The sequence below is a fragment of the Shewanella sp. SP1S2-4 genome, from assembly GCF_031932075.1.
Classification (GTDB): domain Bacteria; phylum Pseudomonadota; class Gammaproteobacteria; order Enterobacterales; family Shewanellaceae; genus Shewanella; species Shewanella baltica.
The window spans coordinates 1-24,175 of the sequence record NZ_JAUOET010000027.1; the positions used below are offsets into that span (position 1 = coordinate 1).

At 47.1% G+C, this 24,175-nt stretch carries 20 protein-coding genes; 7 read left to right on the forward strand and 13 right to left on the reverse strand.

Annotated features, from left to right (window positions below):
• Together Q4Q52_RS18435 and dnaK are read right to left on the reverse strand one after the other, a co-directional pair.
• A partial coding sequence (locus Q4Q52_RS18435; RefSeq protein WP_311991296.1) for a DnaJ domain-containing protein occupies nt 1–503 on the reverse strand: 503 nt, incomplete at its 3' end.
• 110 nt (nt 504–613) lie between these two features.
• A complete protein-coding gene (gene dnaK / locus Q4Q52_RS18440) occupies nt 614–2,533 on the reverse strand; it encodes a molecular chaperone DnaK (RefSeq protein WP_311991297.1) in 1,920 nt (639 codons plus the stop codon).
• 288 nt (nt 2,534–2,821) lie between these two features.
• On the opposite strand from dnaK, the gene Q4Q52_RS18445 reads away from it, so the two are divergent.
• The 3 genes from Q4Q52_RS18445 (at nt 2,822) to Q4Q52_RS18455 (ending at nt 4,902) form a co-directional block, all read left to right on the forward strand.
• Entirely contained in the window at nt 2,822–3,748 is a 927-nt protein-coding gene (locus Q4Q52_RS18445) for a DMT family transporter (protein ID WP_311991298.1), read from the forward strand.
• Nucleotides 3,749–3,912: 164 nt separating this feature from the next.
• Nucleotides 3,913–4,389 (forward strand): Cys-tRNA(Pro) deacylase, encoded by a 477-nt coding sequence (gene ybaK / locus Q4Q52_RS18450; RefSeq protein WP_311991299.1) that lies wholly within the window; start codon nt 3,913–3,915, stop codon nt 4,387–4,389.
• Between the two features lie 210 nt (nt 4,390–4,599).
• Nucleotides 4,600–4,902 carry a hypothetical protein gene (locus tag Q4Q52_RS18455; RefSeq protein ID WP_107948823.1) on the forward strand — a complete coding sequence of 101 codons (303 nt, stop codon included), beginning with the start codon at nt 4,600–4,602 and terminating at the stop codon, nt 4,900–4,902.
• 132 nt (nt 4,903–5,034) lie between these two features.
• Here Q4Q52_RS18455 and Q4Q52_RS18460 read toward each other — a convergent pair whose 3' ends face one another.
• From Q4Q52_RS18460 to Q4Q52_RS18475, 4 genes are all read right to left on the reverse strand, one after another.
• Nucleotides 5,035–6,312, reverse strand: coding sequence for a glutamate-5-semialdehyde dehydrogenase (locus Q4Q52_RS18460; protein ID WP_311991300.1), 1,278 nt, complete (start codon nt 6,310–6,312; stop codon nt 5,035–5,037).
• A 12-nt stretch (nt 6,313–6,324) separates the two neighbouring features.
• Nucleotides 6,325–7,443, reverse strand: a complete 1,119-nt coding sequence (gene proB / locus Q4Q52_RS18465) for a glutamate 5-kinase (protein ID WP_311889866.1) — start codon at nt 7,441–7,443, stop codon at nt 6,325–6,327.
• Between the two features lie 210 nt (nt 7,444–7,653).
• Complete coding sequence (locus Q4Q52_RS18470) at nt 7,654–8,943, reverse strand: NCS2 family permease (protein WP_311991301.1); 1,290 nt, start codon at nt 8,941–8,943, stop codon at nt 7,654–7,656.
• A 1,245-nt stretch (nt 8,944–10,188) separates the two neighbouring features.
• Complete coding sequence (locus Q4Q52_RS18475; RefSeq protein WP_311889864.1) at nt 10,189–11,727, reverse strand: leucyl aminopeptidase family protein; 1,539 nt, start codon at nt 11,725–11,727, stop codon at nt 10,189–10,191.
• A 219-nt stretch (nt 11,728–11,946) separates the two neighbouring features.
• Here Q4Q52_RS18475 and Q4Q52_RS18480 point away from each other — a divergent pair, with 219 nt between their 5' ends.
• The 3 genes from Q4Q52_RS18480 to Q4Q52_RS18490 all read left to right on the forward strand — a co-directional run bounded on the left by Q4Q52_RS18480 (nt 11,947) and on the right by Q4Q52_RS18490 (nt 15,961).
• The gene (locus Q4Q52_RS18480) at nt 11,947–13,407 is read left to right on the forward strand and encodes an aminoacyl-histidine dipeptidase (protein ID WP_311991302.1); all 1,461 of its coding nucleotides are present in this window, start codon (nt 11,947–11,949) and stop codon (nt 13,405–13,407) included.
• Nucleotides 13,408–13,664: 257 nt separating this feature from the next.
• Nucleotides 13,665–14,219 carry a cache domain-containing protein gene (locus tag Q4Q52_RS18485; protein ID WP_006080485.1) on the forward strand — a complete coding sequence of 185 codons (555 nt, stop codon included), beginning with the start codon at nt 13,665–13,667 and terminating at the stop codon, nt 14,217–14,219.
• 95 nt (nt 14,220–14,314) lie between these two features.
• Nucleotides 14,315–15,961 (forward strand): methyl-accepting chemotaxis protein, encoded by a 1,647-nt coding sequence (locus Q4Q52_RS18490; protein WP_311991303.1) that lies wholly within the window; start codon nt 14,315–14,317, stop codon nt 15,959–15,961.
• A gap of 153 nt (nt 15,962–16,114) precedes the next feature.
• Here Q4Q52_RS18490 and Q4Q52_RS18495 read toward each other — a convergent pair whose 3' ends face one another.
• Entirely contained in the window at nt 16,115–17,047 is a 933-nt protein-coding gene (locus Q4Q52_RS18495; RefSeq protein WP_311906536.1) for a DMT family transporter, read from the reverse strand.
• A gap of 92 nt (nt 17,048–17,139) precedes the next feature.
• Between Q4Q52_RS18495 and Q4Q52_RS18500 the strand changes: the two genes are divergently transcribed.
• Complete coding sequence (locus Q4Q52_RS18500; protein WP_311906537.1) at nt 17,140–18,039, forward strand: LysR family transcriptional regulator; 900 nt, start codon at nt 17,140–17,142, stop codon at nt 18,037–18,039.
• Between the two features lie 43 nt (nt 18,040–18,082).
• On the opposite strand, the gene dinB is transcribed toward Q4Q52_RS18500, so the two are convergent.
• From dinB to Q4Q52_RS18530, 6 genes are all read right to left on the reverse strand, one after another.
• A complete protein-coding gene (dinB, locus tag Q4Q52_RS18505; RefSeq protein WP_259573136.1) occupies nt 18,083–19,159 on the reverse strand; it encodes a DNA polymerase IV in 1,077 nt (358 codons plus the stop codon).
• A gap of 189 nt (nt 19,160–19,348) precedes the next feature.
• Nucleotides 19,349–21,352: a methyl-accepting chemotaxis protein gene (locus Q4Q52_RS18510; RefSeq protein ID WP_311991304.1), complete on the reverse strand. Its 2,004-nt coding sequence runs from the start codon at nt 21,350–21,352 to the stop codon at nt 19,349–19,351.
• Between the two features lie 296 nt (nt 21,353–21,648).
• A complete protein-coding gene (bfr, locus tag Q4Q52_RS18515; protein ID WP_006080476.1) occupies nt 21,649–22,116 on the reverse strand; it encodes a bacterioferritin in 468 nt (155 codons plus the stop codon).
• A 9-nt stretch (nt 22,117–22,125) separates the two neighbouring features.
• Nucleotides 22,126–22,599, reverse strand: a complete 474-nt coding sequence (gene bfr / locus Q4Q52_RS18520; protein ID WP_106651431.1) for a bacterioferritin — start codon at nt 22,597–22,599, stop codon at nt 22,126–22,128.
• A gap of 260 nt (nt 22,600–22,859) precedes the next feature.
• Complete coding sequence (nqrM, locus tag Q4Q52_RS18525) at nt 22,860–23,084, reverse strand: (Na+)-NQR maturation NqrM (RefSeq protein WP_063884096.1); 225 nt, start codon at nt 23,082–23,084, stop codon at nt 22,860–22,862.
• Between the two features lie 11 nt (nt 23,085–23,095).
• Nucleotides 23,096–24,142, reverse strand: coding sequence for an FAD:protein FMN transferase (locus tag Q4Q52_RS18530; RefSeq protein WP_311991305.1), 1,047 nt, complete (start codon nt 24,140–24,142; stop codon nt 23,096–23,098).
• Between the last annotated feature and the right edge of the window lie 33 nt (nt 24,143–24,175).

The window sequence follows — 24,175 nt, forward strand, 5'->3', positions numbered from 1 at the left end:
CCGTGACAGGTGCCACATGTGGTTGCAGAGGTGCCTTTTTTCGCGCCGCTGCCTTCACACAGATCGCAAGTCGCCAGCGTTGGAATCCGCAGTTCTTTGGTTAAGCCTTTAACGGCTTCTTCCAGTGATAACTCTAGGTTGTAACGTAAATCTGAACCGCGGGCCGCTTGGCGTTGACCGCCACGACGTCCACCGCCGAAAATATCGCCAAAGACATCACCGAAAATATCGCCGAAATCGCCTTGACCACCACCGTAACCACCGCCACCGCGATTAGGATCCACACCCGCGTGACCAAATTGGTCGTAGGCCGCTTTTTTGTCGGCGTCGGTTAGGATCTCGTAGGCTTCTTTAATTTCTTTAAAGTTAGCTTCTGCGGTTTTGTCGCCTGGGTTGCGATCTGGGTGAAATTTCATGGCCAGACGTTTGTAGGCCTTTTTAATTTCACGTTCGCTAGTGTCACGACTGACACCTAATACTTCGTAATAATCTCGCTTTGACATAATCTCATGCTTCTCAGCTGGTGTTGAACAAACGGGCGTTAGGGTTGCCCCGTAACGCCCGCCTAGAAATTAACGCTTTGAAATCAATCTATTTGATTGAAAACAAGTCATTATTTCTTGTCGTCTTTCACTTCTTCGAATTCAGCATCGACAACGTCATCGGCAGCAGCGTTAGCCTGTTTGCCCGCGTCGGCATTGTCGCCGCCTTGAGCTTGAGACTTAGCTTGAGCGATTTCCATCAGCTTAGCAGATGCTTCGATCAAGTTTTGAGTTGCCTTTTCAATGGCTTCTTTATCATTGCCTTTGCTGGCAGTGTCAACAGCGGCCATAGCAGCTTGGATTTTCTCTTTATCTTCGCTTGGCAATGCATCACCCGCTTCTTCCACTTGTTTCTTAGTCGCGTGGACTAAGCCGTCAGCTTGGTTGCGTGCTTGCACTAACTCTTCAAACTTCTTGTCTTCATCTGCGTGAGCTTCGGCATCACGTACCATTTGCGCCACTTCTTCTTCGCTTAAGCCAGAAGAAGCTTTGATGGTGATGTTTTGTTTCTTGCCGGTTTTCTTGTCTGTCGCAGACACATGCAGAATACCGTCGGCATCGATGTCGAACATCACTTCAATTTGTGGCTGGCCACGTGGAGCTGGCTCAATACCGTCTAAGTTGAACTGGCCTAATGACTTGTTCGCGCTCGCTTGCTTACGCTCACCTTGCAGTACGTGAATCGTCACTGCGTTTTGGTTGTCATCGGCTGTTGAGAACACTTGCTGCGCCTTAGTAGGAATAGTGGTGTTCTTCTCAATCAACTTAGTCATCACGCTGCCCATGGTTTCGATACCCAGAGACAGTGGTGTTACGTCTAACAGTAATACGTCTTTCACGTCGCCTGACAGTACGCCCGCTTGAATTGCAGCACCTACGGCTACCGCTTCGTCTGGGTTCACGTCTTTACGAGGTTCTTTGCCGAAGAAGTTTGTCACTGCTTCTTGAACCTTAGGCATACGTGTTTGACCACCCACTAGAATCACTTCGTTGATGTCTGTTACAGATAAATCTGCATCAGCCAGGGCAACTTTCAGTGGCTCTAATGTACGGAGAATCAAGTCTTCAACCAGCGATTCCAATTTAGCACGAGTGATTTTAATCACTAAATGCTTAGGACCTGTTGCGTCTGCCGTGATGTATGGCAGGTTCACTTCAGTGTGGTTGGTGCTTGAAAGTTCAATTTTCGCTTTTTCTGCTGCTTCTTTCAGACGTTGCATTGCTAATGGATCTTTACGCAGATCTAAGCCTTGCTCTTTCTTGAATTCATCAGCTAAGTAGTTGATCAAACGGTTGTCAAAGTCTTCACCACCTAAGTGGGTGTCACCGTTGGTTGCCAACACTTCAAATGTTTGGTCGCCATCGTTGCTGTCGATTTCGATGATAGAGATATCGAATGTACCACCACCTAAATCGTATACCGCAACAATGTTGTCGCCTTGTTTCTTATCAATACCGTAGGCTAATGCTGCAGCCGTTGGTTCGTTGATAATACGTTTAACATCAAGACCTGCGATACGACCCGCATCTTTAGTCGCTTGACGTTGTGAATCGTTAAAGTAAGCAGGAACAGTAATAACCGCTTCTGTTACTTCTTCACCTAAAAAGTCTTCTGCGGTTTTCTTCATCTTTTTCAAGATTTCTGCAGAAACTTGTGGTGGAGCCATCTTGTTGCCACGCGATTCAACCCATGCGTCACCGTTGTCGGCTGCAATGATTTTGAATGGCATGATGTTCACGTCACGTTGGACTTCGTCATCTTTAAAGCGACGACCGATCAAACGCTTAATCGCGAAGAATGTGTTAGTCGGGTTAGTCACAGCTTGACGTTTTGCTGGCGAACCGACAATGGTTTCATCATCTGTATAAGCGATGATTGACGGGGTTGTGCGATCGCCTTCAGCGTTTTCTAACACACGTGCTTTGCCACCATCGAGGACAGCTACACAAGAGTTTGTTGTGCCTAAGTCGATACCAATAATTTTACCCATGAGGTCCTCCGAAAAATTTCATTCAATCTAAATTTGTTTAGTTGGTTTTGATATGGGGCTAGATGGTTGAAATATCAAGTCCATCGTTGGCCACCTTCTCTGCCTTGATACCTATATTGGGACAGGGAATTTAATTACAAGGGCGAACAAAAAAATTTTCTGATTTATCTTTCTCACATCTGCCGCGGGATAAAATATCCAAGCAGATAAAATAGTCTTGCTTATCAACCCAAGCTGTTATTCAATCTGCCCACATTTGGCGGATGTTTATCCAGGTAAGGTAGCAGAGTGAAGTCTTCGAATTTAGCGTACGTGTATGGCATGGCGGCGGTCTTCCTCTGGTCTACAGTGGCCACGGCCTTTAAGATTGCCTTGAGTTACTACACGCCACTGCAACTGGTGTTTGTTGCCGTGCTCACGTCGATTATTGCCCTTGGCGGTATCCTGGCTTGGCAAAAGAAGCTTTCCTTACTCACGCAACAGTTTTTGCGCCGCCCTGCATTTTATCTAATCACAGGGCTCATCAATCCCTTCCTTTACTATGTGGTGCTGTTTAAGGCGTATTCCTTATTACCAGCGCAGCAAGCTTTGTCACTGAATTACACTTGGGCGGTATTGCTGCCGTTACTTGCTGCGCCTTTATTAAAACAACATTTGCGTAAGAGCGACATTACTGCGGCGCTGATTGCCTACACTGGGGTATTTATCATTGCCACCGGCGGCGATATCAGCGGCTTTAGTTTTGATAGCCCGCTCGGGATCGGCCTTGCTCTCACCAGCACCTTACTCTGGTGCCTATATTGGATCGTCAACACTAAAGATCAAGGCGATCCCGTGGTGAGTTTATTATTGAGTTTTCTTATCGGCTTACCTTTTATTGCCGTCACTTTAGTACTGACAGATACCCTGCCCAGTTTTAGTCTTAAGGCGATATTTGCAGGTGTGTATGTGGGCTTATTTGAGATGGGCATTACCTTCGTGCTCTGGTTAATGGCGCTAAAAACCGCCACTCGTACCGCGAACATCAGCACTATGGTGTTTTTATCCCCTGTGATGTCGATTGGTTTTATCGCGTGGATTTTGCAGGAAACGATCGCGATGGCGACCTATCTCGGCCTAGCGTTTATTCTGTCAGGGATGATGTTGCAACAACTTTGGCCCCGTTATACCGAGCGTAAAAGCAAAATAAGCCCAAAGCCAAAGCTCGCTGAATGATGGTTGAGAGATAGCTGAGTGATGGCAGAGTCATCACTGAATCGTCGCCTGAAATAAACTTGGCTCACTGCAATGAGCCAATTAAAGAACGTAAAAACCGAAGTGGCTAACGTTTTACATCAAAATTAAGCGCTAATATCACCCATTTTGTGAAGGAGTATAGAATGACCCCGGCCGTTCGATTGGCGAAAAAAGCCAAAATTGCGTTTGAAATCCTAGAGTACAGCCACGATCCACACTGCGCCGCCTACGGCGAAGAAGCCGCCAACACCTTAGGGCTTGACCCCGCACAAGTGTTTAAAACCCTCTTGGTCGCCATCGACAAAGCCCATGCGCCGATTGCCGTCGCGCTTGTGCCAGTCGATCATCAGCTTAATCTAAAAGCCGTAGCTAAATGCTTAAAACAAAAGAAACTGCAAATGGCCGATGCCGAACTCGCGCAAAAATCATCGGGCTATCTGGTTGGCGGCATTAGTCCCTTAGCGCAGAAAAAACAGTTACCGACCTTAATTGATGTCAGTGCTCAAGGCTTCGACAGAATTTATGTCAGCGCGGGCCGACGCGGCTTAGAGATAAGCTTAGCGGCCACAGACTTAGCCCAGCTTTGCAAAGGCGAATTTGCCGATATCAAGACGCTTTAAGCTATTCAGGCCACATTAAGCACAGGTCATTCGACGTTAAGTAATCCACTCCATTAAATAGCACGCGCTCATGTTGGATAACTCGCAAACAAGACCCTAGCAACAACAAATTAGCCTCTGCGAACTGGGTCTACAGTAGAAAGCGTTTGATAAAGCCGAGATATCCGTCTATAAATTGTACTGAGGTACAAATCGACTAAGGATAGTCAGATGGAAAAATCAACCCAATGGAACCCAGAAAATAGCATCAGCCCAATCAGCTGGTGCGCTATGCTACTCTGCATCGCCTTATTTATTTATGAGCATTTCTGGGGAAACAGTTTTACCACTATGGTAGTCATGCTCTATTGCAGTTTTATGCTGCCCTCGGTATTACTCACCCGCAGAGTGCAGGAAAAGTACTTTATTTATACCTTGGAATACATCAAGGCCTTTCGTAGATTCACTACCGTCATGTCGACGCTATTTTTCTGTATCTGGTTACTTGCCACTTATACGCCGCTTCTCCATTAATGCGCAAACAGACACTGCCATAAATAGACTCTGCAAATTGGTACTTACAATCAAACTATACAATCAAATTCTGCAAACAAAAAAGCCGTCAACGTAATGCGTTAACGGCTTTAATTTTATGGTTTTTAACCACTAAACACGGCTTGTGTAATCACCCCAAGCTAACCACTTATACGTGGTTAATGCCTCAAGCCCCATAGGGCCGCGGGCGTGGAGTTTTTGCGTGCTCACTGCCACTTCGGCGCCAAGGCCAAACTGACCGCCATCGGTAAAACGTGTGCTGGCATTCACATACACAGCCGCTGAGTTCACTTGGTTCATAAAATGCGCCGCAGCGTGAATGTCATCGGTCAAAATCGCTTCCGAATGGCCGCTAGAATAAGTACGAATATGGTCAACGGCGGCATCGATATCACTCACCACTTTAATGCCTAAGGTTAACGACAACCATTCGATGCCAAAATCCTCAGCCTTAGCGTGCGTCACATCAAACCCTAAACCATCAAGCAAACTAAAACTTGTATCACAAACTGAAAAACGCACACCTAAACGATGCAGATACTCGGCAATTTGCGGTACAAAGGTGCTCGCCACATGCTCATCCACCAGCAAGGTATCAAGCGCATTACACACAGTTGGACGCTGCACTTTGGCGTTAGCGATCACTTCGAGAGCCCGCTCAAGATTGGCATTTTTATCGACATATAAATGGCAAATACCTATGCCGCCTAAGATCACCGGAATCGTCGCCTGCTCGGCACATAAGCGTTGCAGCGCTTGACCGCCACGCGGCACTATCATGTCGACATATTGATCGAGCTTAAGTAAACCTGTCACTAAAGCTCTGTCTGAAGAATCAATAAATTGCACCGCATCTATCGGTAAACCTTGGGCGACAATCGCGCCGCGGATCACGTCACTAATAAGCTTATTCGATGCTAGGGTTTCTTTACCGCCACGGAGGATCACCGCATTACCGGTTTTAAGGGCAAGTACCGCGATATCAACAGTGACATTAGGCCGAGCCTCATAGATAACACCGATCACCCCAAGTGGTACTCTGCGGCGAGTCAGCCTTAAACCGTTATCTAATAACTTGCTGCCAAATTCTTCACCTACCGGATCGGCAAGACGGATCACATCGCTAATATCACCGATAATGCCCGCCAGACGCGCATCATCGAGCAACAGTCTGTCGATCATCGCATCCGTTAATCCATCGGCTCTAGCAGCGGCCACATCTTTAGCATTCGCGGCTAAAATAGCGGCTGTATTTTCCGTCAGCGCATCGGCGATGGCTTCGAGTAAGTCAGCCTTTTGGCTAGCGGTTAAATTGGCTAAGGCGTAACTTGCCTGTTTGGCATTATTACCAAGTTGCTGTAAATACTGTTCTTGATTCATTTGACTCAAAACAGACCTCGCTTATAAGACAACCATGTCGTTGCGGTGCACGATTGCGTCACCATAATCGTAACCGAGTAAAGACTCGATCTCATCGGAATGCTTGCCCGCGATCAAACTGAGGGCTTGGCCGCAGTATCGTGTCATCCCTTTAGCAATCACTTTACCCTGTTGATCAACTAATTGCAGCGTTGCGCCGCGCTCAAACTGGCCTTTAACGCCGATGATACCTTTAGACAATAGGCTGCGGCCCTTGTCTGTCACGGCTTTGACCGCGCCCGCATCGAGCACTAAAGAACCTTGAGTCGCAGGTCCCGCTAAAATCCACTGTTTACGGCTTTCTAGCGGGTTTTCAATCGCACTAAAATGCGTGCCAACAGATTCCTTACTCACCACTTTTTTAATCACATCGGGGTGATGGCCAGAGGCGATAACCACTTCGATGCCCGCACGGCGAGCAATATCCGCCGCTTCCAATTTAGTCGACATTCCGCCCGTACCTAAACCAGAAACAGACCCGCCCGCCAACATACGTAGGCTGTCGTCAATCTTGACGACTTGGGAGATCAACTTAGCATTCGGGTTAGTGCGCGGATCGGCATCGAATAAGCCCTTTTGATCCGTCAATAAAATCAATAAATCGGCATCACACAGCAGTGCGGCACGGGCCGACAGATTGTCGTTATCACCGACTTTGATTTCATTAGTGGCAACGGCATCGTTTTCATTGATGATCGGCACAATATTATTGGCCAGCAAGGCATTAAGCGTGTCACGGGCGTTGAGGTAACGCTCCCTATCCTGCAAATCGGCGCGGGTCAGCAGCAATTGGCCGACATGCAGCCCATAAATACTAAAGAGTTGTGACCAAGCGAGGATCAACTGACTTTGCCCGACAGCGGCTAACAATTGCTTATTGGCCATAGTGTCGGGCAGTATCGGGTATTGGAGATGTTCACGCCCGGCGGCAATTGCGCCAGAAGTGCATAATACGACTTCGACCCCTGACTTCATCAGTGCGGCCATTTGACGAGCAAGCTCAACCATGTGGGCTTTATCTAGCTGTTTACTGCCAGAGGTCAGCACACTCGTCCCTAACTTCACTACTACGCGGCGATACGCAATCTCACTTAAGTTCATTATTCATTTGTAAAAAATAACCGAACAATCCTTATACCTAATCCGCTGGGTAATTGGTAGCAAGGAGTTATTAACTCCGAATAAATTTTCGATTTTGCTTAGAATAGCGCATTAAAAAGGGCCATCAGTTAGATGACCCTCAAAAAATATTGTCTATTGTAGACAATCTAGGTTGCGAGCTTGCACTGCTCGAGCCACTAATCGATAGGATTAGCCATAGATAAACTTAGCCACAAACAGCGCGGCCAAGACGACAATGCCCACATTGAGATCGCTAAAACGACCCGTGAGTAATTTGATTGCGGCGTATGAAATCATCCCAAAGGCGATGCCTGTAGCGATAGAAAACGTCAGTGGCATTAAAATACACACCACAACTACCGGTGCGGCTTCAGTCAAATCTTCCCATTCGACATGCACGAGCCCCGACATCATCAGAATCGCCACATAAAACAGTGTGCCCGCTGTCGCATAAGCTGGGATCATGCCCGCCAATGGCGACAGGAATAACGCAGCAATAAAGAGTAATCCCACGACAACTGCCGTTAAACCAGTCCGGCCTCCCGCACTCACACCCGCCGTACTTTCGATATAACTTGTGGTCGTCGATGTACCAAAAGCCGCGCCCGCAATGGTCGCTAAACTGTCAGCAGTCAAGGCACGGTTTAATCGCGGTAAACGGCCCTTCTCATCGAGGAAACCACCGCGCTGTGCAACCGCAACTAAAGTGCCAGAGGTATCGAAGAGATCGACAAATAAGAAGGCAAACACCACAGATAACATAGTCACTTCAAAGGCTTGGGATAAATCCATCTTCAAAAATGTCGGCATGATCGACGGCGGCATAGATACAATACCCTGATACTGCACATCGCCAAACATTAATCCCAGCGCTGTGATAATCAAGATACTTAGGATGACCGCCGACTTCATTCCACGTTGCACCATAGCAATGATCAGGAAAAAACCTAACACAGCCATAACCGCCGGAAATGCAGTGATATCGCCTAAGGTCACTAAGGTTGCAGGGCTTGCCACCACAATACCGGCGCTCTTAAGGCCGATCAGCGCAAGAAACAAACCAATACCAGCGGCAATACCAATACGCAGCGACATGGGAATACTATTCACAATCCACTCTCGAATGCGCACTAAAGATAAGATTAAAAAGCAAATACCCGACAGGAATACCGCGCCAAGTGCAGTCTCCCAGCTGTAACCCATTTCACCCACAACGGTATAAGTAAAGAAGGCGTTCAGTCCCATACCGGGTGCAAGCGCGATAGGATAATTCGCCATCAAGCCCATGACTATACAGCCGACAGCCGCAGCCAAACAGGTCGCCACGAATACAGCCCCATGGTCCATGCCCGCATCAGCTAACATCATTGGATTCACAAAAATGATGTAGGCCATCGTCATAAATGTGGTCAAACCTGCGACCGCTTCCTGCTTGAGGCTCGTTTGATTTTGTTTCAGTTTGAACAGTTTTTCTAACATGGAACAAGGTTCCTTTTTATTTTAAGTATGTAGGGTAGTTAGATGTAAACACTATGTAACGTGATGACATTTGCAGCCGATTATAGGGAGTTTAGGCTGGTCAGGCCAGAAAATTGGCAAGGGATAAACACAAGTAACCATAAATCATTCGGTAAACGGCCGAGTGATTTATTCTGAACGCAAATGATGGAAACCTCGCCATGACTGTGCGGTTCAATAAAATGATAAATATGTGGAGTCAGTTAGCGCTTAGCAACTTGGTTAAGCTTGTATTTATTAGCATTGGTAATGCTATCACCTGAGCAAACTACTTCATCGGATAGTGTTTACATAGCGCATGAAAGGAGCGCTTGGAATTTTTTAGGATCACCCAGTGCATACCAATAATCCCAGAGTGGCGCAGGCTCAACATACACTTCAACCTCTTCTCCAGTAATCTCAACGCCACATTTATCAAAGAAGCAATCCCTCACCTCTGAGGAGGCGATTAAGCGCGAGGGCTGACAATAGGCGCTTTATCACTTCTGACACTAACCGTTTATGCTCATTACCATTTGGTAAAACAGTTAAACGCTTAAGCGAAAAAAAGGCAAAAAAAAGCCTGCTCAATGAGCAGGCAAAGACATATTTCAAGCGTCCCTTTCGGGGAAGTACATTACCGCGCTAGCGGGAAAAACCTGGCATACCCATGCAAAAGCATCGATATACTACTTGAGTCTAAACACGCCAAAAAAGGCGATACAAAGGTTGATGGATGATGGAAACTAAACTTTAAGGAGGGTTAAGCCTTAAAGCTCATGGCGAATAAACCGCCACGCAAAACATCAGTGTTAAACCAAGTGTTCTGCCAATAAAAATGGTTGTTGCCTGTATAAGACATAGTCAATACTCCTAAATTAGTTGTGATTAAGTACTCTAGTGAAGCTTGGCTCGGTTCCCTGGAACTAGAGATTCTCATATCCGTTGAGACGACTTGTCACTCAGGTCCTTGGAGAAAAATATCCATCCTGGATAGACTAGAGAGGAAAGGCATTAGTGCCTAATCCACGAAAGCAATTATATGGTTTTGTAGTTTTATTACAACCTTTATTTGTATTTTTTTTAATTAAGGCTTTTTAATGTAATTAAATTACACAATTATAGTAGGGTTAATGGCGATCTGTTTCACAGAAAAACAGAAATAATCCTGTAACCATCTAATAAGTAAGATATTACAGAATTATTTCTTTTTGTTACCACAAATCGTTAGCGATTGATCAGATATTGATACAAGCCCACCAGCGGACTCGCTGTAGGTTTGCCGTAGAGCGGATCGCCTTCTGTCGCACTACCAGCGATATCTAAGTGCATATAAGCTAAGGGAATCGGGGCTGTTACACCATGGTCAAATAGCCCAGACGCTTTCAGCAAAAACGCCGCAGGATATTGATGTCCGCGCGCAGTGATCGATGATGGGGCATTATTTGAAGATAACATTTCAGCAGCGCCTGACACATCGCGGATCTTCGCGAAGTCTTCAGGTCGCAATGTAGACACTTCAAAGGGTTCGCCCCATTGAGTCGCCTGCTGTTGTAAAGTGACAGCGCATTGCTGCGCACTCGCTACTGAGTTTTCCACCGCCGCAGGATAACTGCCATAACAGCGCACTACGTGACCCGTGAGTGTTGCTACCGAAAACATTTCAGGCTTCACCGCCGACACGGCTTTGATGCGTAAATGGCTCAGTAAATCCGCCAGCACTAAGCGCCCTTCGGCATCCGTATTACCAATCCGCACTCGTACACCCGCATGACTGGTGATGATTTCATCGGTCACGAAGGCTTCGCTGCCTATGCTGTTACGCACTAAACCTAACTCGGCAATCACTCGAATGCCCTTAGGCTTGAGCATTGACAAGGTTTTGAATAGCCCCGCCACGGCAGAAGCGCCGCCTTTATCACGGCTCATGCCCGCCATAGAGCCGCCGACTTTCAGATCGGCGCCGCCGGTATCGTAAATCACGCCCTTACCCGCAAACAGGAAAGTACGAGTCACTTCACCTTCTGGCAGATATTCTAATTTCACCACCCGAGGTTGATGACGACCGACGGCAAAAGAGGAACGCGCTACTGCACTGAGCAGCGGATAGTCACGCTCTAAAATATCTCTGTCTTCCACTACAGCAGTTTTAATCACGCTGCCCGCTAAGGATTGCAGGCAATAATCGGCAAAAGCTTTAGCCGACATGCGCTCGGGTTCAGTACCACATAAATCCCGTGCTAATACGCGACCCGCTTCTAAGGCATTGAGCAAATTGCTGTTATGGGTTGATAAGGATAATAACCCTATGGCCTCAAATGCAGGCGTTAAGCCAGTCGCTTCACGCAGCTCTAAGGTTTGCCACAGCTCTTGACCGCAGGCTAATGCTGCGACTTCAGCGGCAAAACTAAAACGTGAGTCCTTCGATGGCACTACATATAACAGCGGACGTTTGGCGCCCGCCTCTTTGGCGATGGCAATCGCCGCCCTTGCAGCATCGGCATAGACTCGCACGTCCACATACTCATCGTTCACTTGGGTGACAGGCGCAATGATCAAACGCCCTCCTGCAAGCCCTGGGGCGAACAGTAATGTCGGGCTCTTACCCACGCGCTTATCCACGTGGGCACCATGCTTGGCCAATAAACCTATCTCATCAAAACCGATAGCATCCAGATCGGGCGTTACCACCACAACCGCATCCCAGCCTTCGCCATCAAAAATGGCATTTTCTGCTTTTACATCAACGAAGTTAACTTGAAACATGACCCATCCTTTTTCATTATTGTGCCTGCATTATTCCCGCTCTATCGCCTAATTACCAATCTAAAAGTGGTATTGAGCCCCCCTGAAAAGTCCGAACTGGAAACTTTGGCTGCCAGCGTAACAAAAGCCTGAGATCCTGAGATTAATTGGTTGCACAGAATGTGCTAGAATGGCCGCAAATTTGCCCTATACCCACAAGACCTTATGAGGGACACTCTAGTGACAGCGTTAAGTCAGTTATACCCGCAGCCATTATGGCAATGGTTTGAACAAATCTGCGCGATTCCCCACCCATCTAAACATGAGCAAGCCTTAAGCCAGCACATTCAAGCATGGGCTAAAAGCAAACAACTTGCCGTCGTTGAGGATGCCGTTGGCAACTTGATCATCCGTAAACCAGCAACGCCCGGAATGGAAGATCGTAAAATCGTGGTCATTCAAGCCCATATCGATATGGTGCCGCAGAAGAATGCCGACAAAGTGCATGATTTTACTAAAGATCCTATCGAAGCCTATGTTGATGGCGATTGGGTTAAAGCCAAAGGTACGACCTTAGGTTCTGATAACGGTATCGGCATGGCATCGGCGCTGGCCATTTTGGGCTCAGATGATATCAAGCACGGTCCATTAGAAGTGCTACTGACGATCGATGAAGAAGCCGGCATGACGGGTGCTTTTGGTTTACAAGCGGGCATGTTAGATGCAGAGATCCTGATCAACACAGATTCTGAGCAAGAGGGTGAAATTTACATGGGCTGCGCCGGTGGCGTCGATGCTCAAATCACCCTGCCTATGGTGTGGCAAGCGTCTGAGCAAAGTTACTCGGCCTTTAGCCTGCATTTATCTGGCTTAAAAGGCGGCCACTCTGGGGTGAACATTCACTTAGGTCGCGGCAACGCCAACAAGTTACTGGCGCGTTTCCTATTTGAAAATGCCGATGATTTAGCGTTAGAGCTGACCCAATTTAGCGGCGGTTCATTGCGTAATGCGATCCCACGTGAAGCCAACATCAGCTTTATGTTGCCAGAAGAAAACGTCAGTGCCTTAAACGAAAAAGTCGCTGAGTTTGAAGCGCTTACCCGCACTGAACTCGCCATTGCCGATCCTGATATGCGCTTAGTGTTAAACACTATCCCCACGCCAAAACGTGTGATGAGCGAAAACAGCCAAAATACTCTGATCGATTTGCTGCATGTGTGCCCGAACGGCGTGATCCGCATGAGCGATGAAGTCGAAGGTGTCACTGAAACCTCACTCAACGTAGGCGTTATCAGCACTGACGATGAACAAGTCACTATCCTGTGTCTTATTCGCTCACTGATTGATTCTGGCCGAACTCAAGTCGAAGGCATGTTAACTGCATTAACTAACTTAGCCGGAGCCGATATCGATTTAAGCGGCGCTTACCCAGGTTGGAAACCAGATAACAGCTCACCTGTGATGGCGATAGTACGCGAAACCTATCAAGACATTTACCAAAAAGAGCCAGTGATCATGGTGATCCATGCGGGTCTTGAGTGTGGTCTATTCAAGAAACCTTATCCAGAAATGGATATGGTCTCGATTGGTCCTACGATTCGTTATCCACACGGACCAGATGAGATGGTGAACATCACCACAGTCGGCCAATACTGGACCTTATTATTAGCCGTACTCGAGCGTATTCCAGTTAAGGCGTAACGCCCGAATGATAGCCTAGCTCACTCAATTGGCACCTAATTCAAGGCCACATCTGCTCAAGTCAGATGTGGCCTTATTTTTTATCGCGCCTTCTATTTGTGTACAGAAATGCCATTGATAAAATTTTTATGAAAGAACTGAATAACTTGAATTTTCTACTATAGTTGTTCTGTCTAACCCGAACGTATTTTTGCTTGTCGCGCTTTTAGAGATAGCCGCTTTCCCCTTCAATACTGTGACCTTAAGGAATAGAGATCATGAAATTTGGTAAAATCTTGTCAGCCGCCGCACTACTGCTCAGCAGTAACCTCAGTTTCGCCGAAGAAGTTCCCCAAGCCGTTATCGATCTAGCCGATTCACTGATGCCATTAGGTAAAGAAGTGGTGCTGGTGAATGCCGTTAAAGCGCAAAATGCTCAAGGCAAAAGTTTAGATTCGATCAAAACATTAGATGAAAAATGGATCGCCACCGCAGGGATTGATGACTTTATGTCGTCCTTGATGAACAACGAAGCGGCCAAGTTTCTCACCACCTTCGAAGCCAGCCAACCTTACTACCAAGAAATTTTCCTCATGGATAATCAAGGTGCGAACGTCGCCATGACCAGTAAAACCTCGGACTACTGGCAGGGTGACGAAGATAAATGGCAAAAATCCTTCGCCAATGGCAAAGGCGATAAGCACATAGGTCCAGTCAAATTTGACACTAGCTCCCAAGCTTATCTGGTACAAATTTCGATACCCGTCATGGATGGCGATGCCGCAATTGGTGCTATCACCATAGGGATCAACCTAGATCAATTCGGACTCTAATTGCCGGATAACGCCAGTGATGGGCCGCATCCGCTTTTATTCAGTGGTTATCGCGGCCCTCACCTTTCAGTGTATCAATCAAGGAGGGCGTGGCTATGGAATGGTATAAAGATCTTTCCGTTAACCAGAAACTGACTTACCCGAGTCTGCTACTCGCTGGCGTAGTCATCTTCGCCTCTTCAACTGGCATCTTAGGGCTTAAAGCATTAAATAACAGCGCAAATACGCTCGCACTCGAATACTTACCGAGCCAATCTGAACTGCTGCAAGCTGATAAAGAGCTTTACCAAGCGCAAGTCGCCGAACGTAGCCTGATGTTCGTTAACGTCGGCACGGACTCCTATAATAGCCTTCTAAAACAGCACACTAATAGTATATCTCTGGTCAAAGAACACCTTAATCAGTTTGCCGATGTGACCACAAGTCCCCTCGCAAAAGAAAAACTCAATGAATTAAATCTCAGTTTCGAGGTATGGCGAACCACCACCTCTGAAATCAGCAATCAGCGCACCCAAAATGGCCGTAACGGTCGCACGACAGCAATTGATCTGAGTTTTGGCCAAGCAGCGACGCAATTCGAGCAGTTGCATCAAAATATTAATCAGCTGATCGATGACTTAAACAGCAACACGGCAGCAGCCGTCACCCAAGTGGATGATGACGCCTATCGTGGGCAGCAGATGCAGTTAATTGCTTTAACGATTAGTATCCTGATCTGCATTCTATTCATCGTTGCCTTGCCTAAACTCATCAGTAAGCCGCTCGCAGTTTTGCTGGCGAAAATCCACGATATTACCGATGGTGATGGTGATTTGACCGAGCGGGTCCAGCTAACCTCTAAGGATGAACTGGGCGACCTTGCCAATGCCTTTAATCATTTTCTCGATAACTTACATGGCATTATCTCGCAGTTTAAACAATCTACTTCGGAGCTTAATGTCGCCGCCGAAGGACTAGCCAAAACCAGCGCCACGGCAAAACATACCTTGATGGATCAACAGGCGGCCACCCACAGAATCGCCGATGCCAGTGATCACATTGCTGCCTCTGTGCAAGAAGTGTCAGTCAGTGCCAGTCATGCCGCCGATGCCGCGAAACAAGCCGATATCTTTACCGCAGATGGCCAAGAAAGAGTGAAAAAAACCATCAATGTAATTCGAGAACTTGCGGGGGATGTAGGCTCGGCAGAAATGCAAATCAACAAACTCGAACAAGAAGGCCAACATATCGGCCGCGTACTTGAGGTGATCCAATCTATTGCCGAACAGACCAATCTATTAGCCCTTAACGCAGCAATTGAAGCGGCGCGAGCGGGCGAGCAAGGACGCGGCTTTGCTGTGGTTGCCGATGAAGTGCGCTCCCTCGCCTCTAAGACCCACCAATCCACCGAAGAAATTAAATTGATGATCGCCAATGTGCAAAATGGCACCCAAAGCGCTGTGGCGGCAATTAATATTGGTAATGAAAAGGCCATTTCGAGCGTCGAAGCCGCCAGTAATGCCGGTGAAGCCCTAGCACATATTGCAGAAATGGTGAGCCAGATCAGCGAGATGAATAGTCAAATCGCCCTCGCTGCCAAAGCGCAAACCACTATGGCCAATGAGAGTCATCAAAATATTCAACACATTGCCGAACAGTCGGAAGACAGTTTACGCAACACTGATGAAATCTACGCCGCAAGCGTACAACTCTCGTCAATGGCGGGTAACCTCACGGCGCTGGTCAGTCGTTTTAAACTGTAATTTGTCGAGAGTGAAAGTTTTTATATAAGTTACCTTTTGTAAATCAGTGATGTTTGAAAAGTCCCCTCTACCGAATAAGGGAGCATAAACCTGTCGCAGTGATGATCTGAATTCAGGTGCTCCCTTATATTTAAACAGCAAAGCTAGCATAGATTAGCAGCGCTTAACCACTAAGCCTCTTGCCGCGCGTAGGTTGACTAACATAGGTAACATCAACGCAAGGATTACTATCAGCATACCCACCAATTGAATTTCCGTTACCGCCTGCCCCATGGCTAACGCCGTTAATGCCGCAAAAACGGGCACGAGATTAAAAAAGACCGATGCCTTAGCGGGACCAAGCGCCTTAACGCCGTTAATCCAAAACAGATAACCGAGCACAGTGGCGAACAAACCTATGTAGAGCACGCTAGACAAAGCCGTCGTCGACAGTCCAATCAACTCCTGCCAAGGATGAAACTCACCTCGGCCAAGCCCAACCACGGACATAGACACACTGGCAGCTATCATACTCAGCAAGGTAAAGGGCAACACAGGCAACCAATGGCCGACCCATTGCGAACAAATGGTATAACCACTCCACGCCAACATGCCGGCGGCAATCATCACATCACCTTGGTTAAAACTAAAGTTGAGTAATTGCTGCACACTGCCGTTAGTGATCACTAGCAATACGCCCGCCAAACCGCCCACTAAGCTGAACACTTGTTGTCTGCTGAGCCATTCACGCTGTAATAGCGCATTGACAATTGAAGTCACCAGCGGGCTAAGCGCCATAATCAAGGCACCATTGGCGGCAGAGGTATGCTGCAGGCCATTAAATAACGCCAGATTTAAGCCGCCCACACCAATCACGCCTACTAGCGCTATGACAATATATTGCGCCAAACTCAATTTGGGCCAAGCCTGACGAGTAAAAGCGATATATAACGCTAGAGTCACAGCCGCAATGGTAAAACGCCAGAATACGAGGGATTCCCCTGACATCTCCTCCAGCACTCGCTTAGCAATGGGAAACACGCTGCCCCAGCTAAAAACGCAAATCAGTAGACAAACGAATGTTATGTAAGGTGTATGGGATTTCATATCGGACTCTAGGGAGGTAATTGGGATTGAGCTTAGTTTATAAGTTTCATATATTATTAAAACAAACAAGATTGAGAGCTTAAATTCCAAATATGAAACTTAATTATTCCTTAGACGATATGCGCTTATTTTGGGTGGTGGCACAACAAGGGAGCTTTAAGCTCGCGGCGCAGCACTTAGGCATTCCACCTTCAACCTTAAGCCGTCGAATCAATCTGTTAGAACAATCATTAGGCCTGCGTTTACTGCACAGAGACGCCCATAGAGTCAACCTTACCGCTACAGGCCTGCGGTATCTCGAACTCTGCGGCCCGCTGTTTATCGAGTTAAACCAGGTATCCGGTGAGTTGCATGCGGATAAACATCAAGCGGTTGGCAAATTGCGGATCTCGGCGCCCATCAATACAACCTATCGCTGGCTGGGTGAATCACTCAACGCCTTCCAACGGCATTATCCCAATATTGATATCGATTTAAGTCTGTCGAACATGAATATTGATGTCAGTGAAAACGCCATCGATATCGCCTTTCGAGTGGGTGAACCTAAAGATCCCGATTGGATTGCAAGGCCGCTCACCACGATTAGCTTTGTGCTTTGCGCCAGCACACCGGCAATCCAGTGGCATACACTGCAATCCATAGAAGAACTGGATCTGCATCCGGTTATCATCGCTAAGCCCACAAAAACGTGGCGTTTACAGCACAAAAGCACTGGGCAAAATGTCGAGTTTGAGCCAAGAGGTAACATCAAATTAGCCGTCGATGATATGGCGATCGCCAGTCAGGCTGTAGTGGCGGGGCTCGGTATTGGACTATTACCCATCAGCATGGCGAGTGAACAGATACAAAGCGGCAAGCTCGTTCAAATACTGCCAGAATGGCAAGGTATTCCGCGCACAGCCTACTTGATGTATCGCGATCGGGACAACCTGCCCTTACGGGTCAGACTGTTAATTGATTTTATGTTGGCAAATCCACCCGAGGCTTATTGAGCCATTCAGGCGTGAGTCTGCGGCGTATCGACTCAGTAAACAGCTAGAGCGCTAAATCAAGCTGAGTCTGGGCATTTGGGATTTCGGGCACTGCGAGGATAGAATCGGCGAGTCCTACCGAAATACCCAATAGACGAATGCCGCGCCCCTCTTGCCTTGCCATCGCCTGTGCGAGTAGATCATAAAACATCACAATCGAGACTTCATCACTACGATGCTCAATGGTGGTTTGCTTGAAATCATTAAACTTGAGCTTGACCACTTGCTTGTGAATTTTGCGCTCTTTAGCGCTGCGGCTCAAACGTAGGGCTAATTCTTGGATCAATCCCGGCATCACTTGTTGGCACTGCTCTAGGCTATAAATATCCTTTGCCAGCGTAGTTTCAACACCCACTGATTTACGCTCCCTGTCGGCGGAAATGCCCCGCTCATCGATGCCTTGGGAACGCTCAATCAAGACGCCACCAAATTTTCCGAATCGCGCCAATAACTCAGGTTTAGAGTAGGCTTGCACATCACCACAGGTATTGAGCCCAAGCGAGGAGAGCTTTTCGGCGGTGACTTTGCCAACACCGGGAATTTTACGTAGCGATAAGGTTTTAACAAAATCAGGGAGTGTCTCTGGGGTAATCACATATTGGCCATTTGGCTTATTCAGATCCGAGGCAACCTTAGCTAAAAACTTCACTGGTGCTATGCCAGCCGAAGCGGTTAACCCCGTTTCGGCTAAGATATCGCGGCGAATGGCCTGCGCAATCAAGGTCGCCGAGCCCTTATATTGTTGGCACTCACTCACGTCTAAATAGGCTTCATCTAAGGACAACGGCTCAATCAATTGGGTATAACGGGAGAAGATTTCACGAATTTGCAGCGACACATCTTTATAAACCTGCATCCGCCCAGGAACCAAAATGAGATCGGGACACAACTTAAAGGCATAGGCGGTCGCCATCGCCGAACGCACACCGAATTTACGCGCTTCGTAACTGCAAGTGCTGATAACACCACGACGATCGCTGCTGCCGCCCACAGCTAAAGGCTTGCCACGGTATTCGGGAAAGTCGCGCATTTCCACTGCCGCAAAATAGCAGTCCATATCGATGTGAATAATTTTTCGCACGTTGAATTCCTCCAACGCCAAAATACTGTATATAAAAACAGTAATCAAGTGTTCATCATCAATTTAGCGGGGATCGGGCGGGAAACCTAAAATTAAAAGAAGCCTAAGCTCCTTTTGTGAGTGCACTATGAGTGATGCCGTGATTGAGCTGATGGTCAGTGAGCAAATAGTTCACTGACCAACTTAGGCTTAAATCTTAAATTGGCCGATATTGCGAGTAAGTGCCCGAGTCATATCCTCAAACCCTTGCAAGCTTTGCGACAAGTCCTGACTCGACAGCAAAGACTGATCCGACAACCCCCGCACATTATCGACATTGAGCGCCACTTCCTCGGCTGCCACGGCTTGCTGATCGATTGCTACGGTTATTTCAACCGTTTGCTGTTGGATTGACATAATCGCCGTCGCAATATCATTCAGTGCCGCTTCGACCTGAGTCGTTAGCTCTTGCCCCGCTTTCGCTTGCTCAACGCCCGATTCCATCACTTGCTCAGCCTGCAATGCGCTTTGTTGCAAGGTTTGAATAATGCCTTGAATGTTAGCGGTAGAATCTTGGGTACGCGATGCCAACGTGCGCACTTCGTCGGCCACCACAGCAAAGCCACGACCTTGCTCACCCGCACGCGCCGCTTCAATTGCCGCATTCAATGCCAATAGATTAGTTTGTTCGGCAATGTTACGGATCACGCTCAAAACTTCACCGATTTGCTCTGAGCTATTGCGTAAGTGTTTAATCACTTTCGCCGCGGCGATCACTTGCTGCGACAGCGCTTTCATCCCTTCGGTCGCACGGGAAACAATCTGTGTACCATCGTGGGCTTGAGTTTGCGCCTTCTGGGCAAAATCATTGGCACGCTGGGCACTGACAGCCATTTCTTGACTGGTTTGCGCCATTTGCGTTGCGGCGGTAGCAACCGTATCTATCTGCTGCTTCTGCGATGAGACCGACGACACGGCTAAGTCGCAGATCTGCCGCGCATCGACAACACCCGTGCCTACCTCTTGGGTTAAGCTGCGCGTATCCAACAACATATGCTGCACTTTCTCGGCAAAGCGGTTAAAAGCATCGCCAAGTTTGCCTAACTCATCTTCTCGATCCATTAGAATACGTTTTGATAAATCACTGTCACCTTCGGCGATATCTTCCATCGCATCCAATAACTTAGCGAGTTGACGTCTAAAGGGTAGCAACATCAACCATACCGTCACGCCCATTAGCAGCATGATGCCTATGGCAACCATACTGGCATTCCAGAACGCAGCGGTCACTGGTGCTTCAATCACTTCGTGAGGCAACATAAAGGCTAAGTGCCACTTTTGTTTGGGATAATCGCCGCCCACAGTCACAAAGCTCACCCGTTGGGGCACGCCATTAAAAGTAACGTTAGCAAACCCTTGCGCTTCCCTTTGCATCTGTTGTCTTAATGCCGAAAACCCTGAGGTATCCTTAAACTGAGTATCCACTTGATTCGCCAAAGAACCCGGCGGGAAACGTTCTGAAAAACCAGGGAAATACACCAACTTGCCTTCGTCTGTCATCAAGAAAGCTTGGCCAAAGTCACGGTATTTGATCGGTGCCAGCAGGGATTTACCAATAGTATCAATCAAGATATCCATGCCGCCGATCCCAATCAGCTCACCATTGGCAGCATAAACAGGGGTTTTAACCGTGGCAGAAATTGAACCATCGTTCGCATCGACCGCAGGATCGCCAACAAACAAGCCACGCTGGTCAATCGCCTCCTGCCACCAAGGTCGTTTGTTGGTGTAGTAATCTGGGTCGCCATCGAAGCGGCCATTAAGGTCAAAGTACTCGAAGGTATTGGCCGAGCCAAAAAACACAGACTTAACATCGCTATCCCGATCGGAGAAAGACTTAAAGTAAGCAATAATGTCTTGATACTGGCGATCAGCCGCGAGATGACTGCCACGGGCGTGATACTGAGTAAACCATTTGACTAAACCCGGCTCGGCAAATACTGAATGGATCACTTGGCCCTTAGCAATAAAGTAGCCGCTGATCTCATTGGCTTTTAAGGCAACTAACGCCGAAATATCCGCATCGACTTGCTTTCGCGTGTTATCACTTTCTTTCGTTACCAACAAAGCGGCGACTAAGGTAAGCAGTACAGCAAGCGCTCCAACGATAGTCACCACTAACTGCAAACTTAGAGAACGTTTCATATATCCCATCAATCTTCCCGTCTGGCTGGCCAACAAGTTAACAATATGGCTCGCAAAAATAGTTTTACACGGTAACAATTTTTACCTGTTAACAACAGATGAAATCGCCATAAAAAACGTAAATAAGTATTTGTAAAGAAAGGATATTGGCTTTATAACAGGATTCGCTAAATTTAAGATATTTTGCAGAGGATGAGTTTGTAGAGGCAGAGTTTTACAGTCAGATAGACTATATACAGATTGGATAAATAAGAAGCGGTAGAAATAGGATCAGCGAGACACTCCCGCTGATCTCGATTTAGTGATTACATCTTAGTTTGTAGGTAGTTTTGTAGCCCAACACGGTCGATCAGCCCGAGTTGTTTTTCGAGCCAATACATGTGGTCAGACTCAGTATCATCGAGTAACACTTCGAGGATCTCGCGGGTTTGGTAATCTTGCTTCTGCTCGCACAGGGCAATCACTTGGCGCAAATCATCTGCGACCTTGTACTCGTAGGCGAGATCATTACGCAGCATCTCTTCCACATCTTTACCTATGTTCAACGCCTCACGGGCGGCAACATTAGGCGTTCCTTCGAGGAATAAAATACGCTGTACTAATTTGGCCGCATGGGCTTTTTCATCATCAGACTCATGGGCGATGCGCTCATAGAGTTCATTCAAGCCCCAATCTTCGTACATATGGGCATGGACAAAATATTGATCCATTGCCGAGAGTTCTCCCGTTAGGAGTCGATTTAACGCATCGATGACGTCTTTATCGCCTTTCATATCTTGCTCCTATTGGTCGCTAATTTGCGATTGTAGATAATTTTGAATCCCGGTTAGCGTAATGAGCTCTTGCTGCGACTCAAGCCAATCTAAATGCTCTTCCTCATCTTCGAGAATGTCTTCCAGCAGATCGCGGCTCACATAGTCTTGCTCGGCTTCACATAGGTTAATGGCATCACGCAGCAATGTCAGTTGCTCTTGCACCATGGCCAGATCGCAGTCGAGCATTTCTTGGCTATGTTCACCAATGCGAAGTTTCTCGAGTTGCTGCAAATTTGGGAGACCCTCCAAAAACAACACGCGCTCGATGAGCTTATCGGCGTGCTTCATATCTTGGATGGATTTTTTGTATTCGACGTGATTGAGTTTCTCTAAGCCCCAATGTTTAAACATGCGGGCATGGAGGAAATATTGATTGATGGCGGTCAACTCACAGGTAAGCACCCGATTCAGTTGCCCAACCACTTTAGGATGACCTTTCATAAGTTACTATCCTTGGTAAGCGTGAAAAAGATTGATCTAAATCAAGCTTCTAGCCTAGTACAATTTACCCATCAACTCAAATTATCTTTATATTTCACCAACTTAATGATGAAAAGCATTCTCATTCCTGCTTAGATTAACGCGCTATCTCCCTCATAACCCAAGGATAAATTTAATTGGATGGTCTAGCTTGATAAGTTTCATGCAAAAAATAGCCTCCAGATGGGAGGCTATTGTCGAAACAGACGATTGAGAGAATATTAAATAATACGATCTTTGGTTAACTTCTCACGGCGCGCTTCTTCAGCGGCCATACGACGTTTACGTTTGTCACAAGGGTCATCACAATCACACGCTTTCTCAATCCCTAGAACACCTAAACCGCCACAGCTTCCTTCGACGGCTTTGCGCTTGATGAGATAACCTATCGACATCAGCAAAAAGAACAGTAATAAAACTACAAATGCCGCGATAAAAGTGCTCATGTTAACTCCAACTACTTAAGGAAAGGCTTGAAGGCGTCACTGTAATAGACTTTAAATCCTTCGCCTTGCTTTTCAATTAGCATTATCGCCAAGTGTTCCTTCTTGGCAAGCTCCAATGATGCTTCTGTACCTAAAACCATCATAGCCGTCGCAAAACCATCGGCAGTCATGCAATTCTGATGCAATACGGTCACAGATGCTAGCTTATGATTGATTGGCAAACCGGTACGTGGATCAATTATATGGGTAAAACGTTGGCCGTCTTCCTCATAATAATTACGATAATCGCCCGAGGTCGCCATCGCCATAGTCCCTGGTGAGATAACCTGCTGTACGGCTTCAGAGCCATCATCGGTCGGTTGCTCTATGGCAACGCGCCAAGAGCTACCATCGCCTTTAGCACCTTTAATGCTCAGTTCACCGCCAATTTCAACTAAATACCCAGTCGCGTGGTATTTATCGAGAAGAGAAGCAACTTTATCAACCCCAAACCCTTTGGCGATTGATGACAGGTCTACGTACAAATGCGCATTATGCTTACTTAAACGATGACCTTCTATCGAAAGCTCACTAATACCGGTTTTGGCTTTCGCCGCATCGATATCGGCCTGAGTCGGAACCTTAGTTGGGCGCTTATCAGGACCAAATCCCCACAGGTTAACTAAAGGACCTAAGGTAATATCAAGTGCCTTATCCGTCACTTGATATAAGCGTATTCCCTCTTGCACCACTTTGATGGTATCCGCTGAAACTTCAACGCTTTGCTCCAATGGCAATTGGTTGAAACGGGATAATTCTGAATTTGGGCGATACGTCGACATCTGGTCATTGACTAGCTCAAGGGCTAAATCAATTTCCGCTTGAAGTAATTGCGCCGTCGGCATCAGCTCATTCGGCACGACTTTAATGTGATAAGTCGTCCCCATAGTGCTGCCCGCTAATGAAATGACCTCATTCTGCTTTGAGCAGGCTGAAATAAAAAAGGCCAGCCCTACGAGGACTAGCCAGTTAAATGAATGCTTTAATACTGAGGTATTGATCTTTAAGGTCTGAAACATAGTGACCTACTACTCTTATTTGGGCCCTTAAAT

Bases quoted from the DNA above. Each gene is read 5' to 3' on its own strand.
- proB (WP_311889866.1), bottom strand. From the start codon at position 7,443: ATGAACTTAAGTGAGATTGCGTATCGCCGCGTAGTAGTGAAGTTAGGG.
- Q4Q52_RS18510 (WP_311991304.1), bottom strand. From the start codon at position 21,352: ATGGGATATATGAAACGTTCTCTAAGTTTGCAGTTAGTGGTGACTATC.
- Q4Q52_RS18455 (WP_107948823.1), top strand. From the start codon at position 4,600: ATGGAAAAATCAACCCAATGGAACCCAGAAAATAGCATCAGCCCAATC.
- Q4Q52_RS18485 (WP_006080485.1), top strand. From the start codon at position 13,665: ATGAAATTTGGTAAAATCTTGTCAGCCGCCGCACTACTGCTCAGCAGT.
- Q4Q52_RS18490 (WP_311991303.1), top strand. From the start codon at position 14,315: ATGGAATGGTATAAAGATCTTTCCGTTAACCAGAAACTGACTTACCCG.
- Q4Q52_RS18530 (WP_311991305.1), bottom strand. From the start codon at position 24,142: ATGTTTCAGACCTTAAAGATCAATACCTCAGTATTAAAGCATTCATTT.
- dnaK (WP_311991297.1), bottom strand. From the start codon at position 2,533: ATGGGTAAAATTATTGGTATCGACTTAGGCACAACAAACTCTTGTGTA.
- Q4Q52_RS18495 (WP_311906536.1), bottom strand. From the start codon at position 17,047: ATGAAATCCCATACACCTTACATAACATTCGTTTGTCTACTGATTTGC.
- bfr (WP_106651431.1), bottom strand. From the start codon at position 22,599: ATGAAAGGTCATCCTAAAGTGGTTGGGCAACTGAATCGGGTGCTTACC.
- bfr (WP_006080476.1), bottom strand. From the start codon at position 22,116: ATGAAAGGCGATAAAGACGTCATCGATGCGTTAAATCGACTCCTAACG.
- Q4Q52_RS18475 (WP_311889864.1), bottom strand. From the start codon at position 11,727: ATGTTTCAAGTTAACTTCGTTGATGTAAAAGCAGAAAATGCCATTTTT.
- ybaK (WP_311991299.1), top strand. From the start codon at position 3,913: ATGACCCCGGCCGTTCGATTGGCGAAAAAAGCCAAAATTGCGTTTGAA.
- nqrM (WP_063884096.1), bottom strand. From the start codon at position 23,084: ATGAGCACTTTTATCGCGGCATTTGTAGTTTTATTACTGTTCTTTTTG.
- Q4Q52_RS18500 (WP_311906537.1), top strand. From the start codon at position 17,140: ATGAAACTTAATTATTCCTTAGACGATATGCGCTTATTTTGGGTGGTG.
- Q4Q52_RS18470 (WP_311991301.1), bottom strand. From the start codon at position 8,943: ATGTTAGAAAAACTGTTCAAACTGAAACAAAATCAAACGAGCCTCAAG.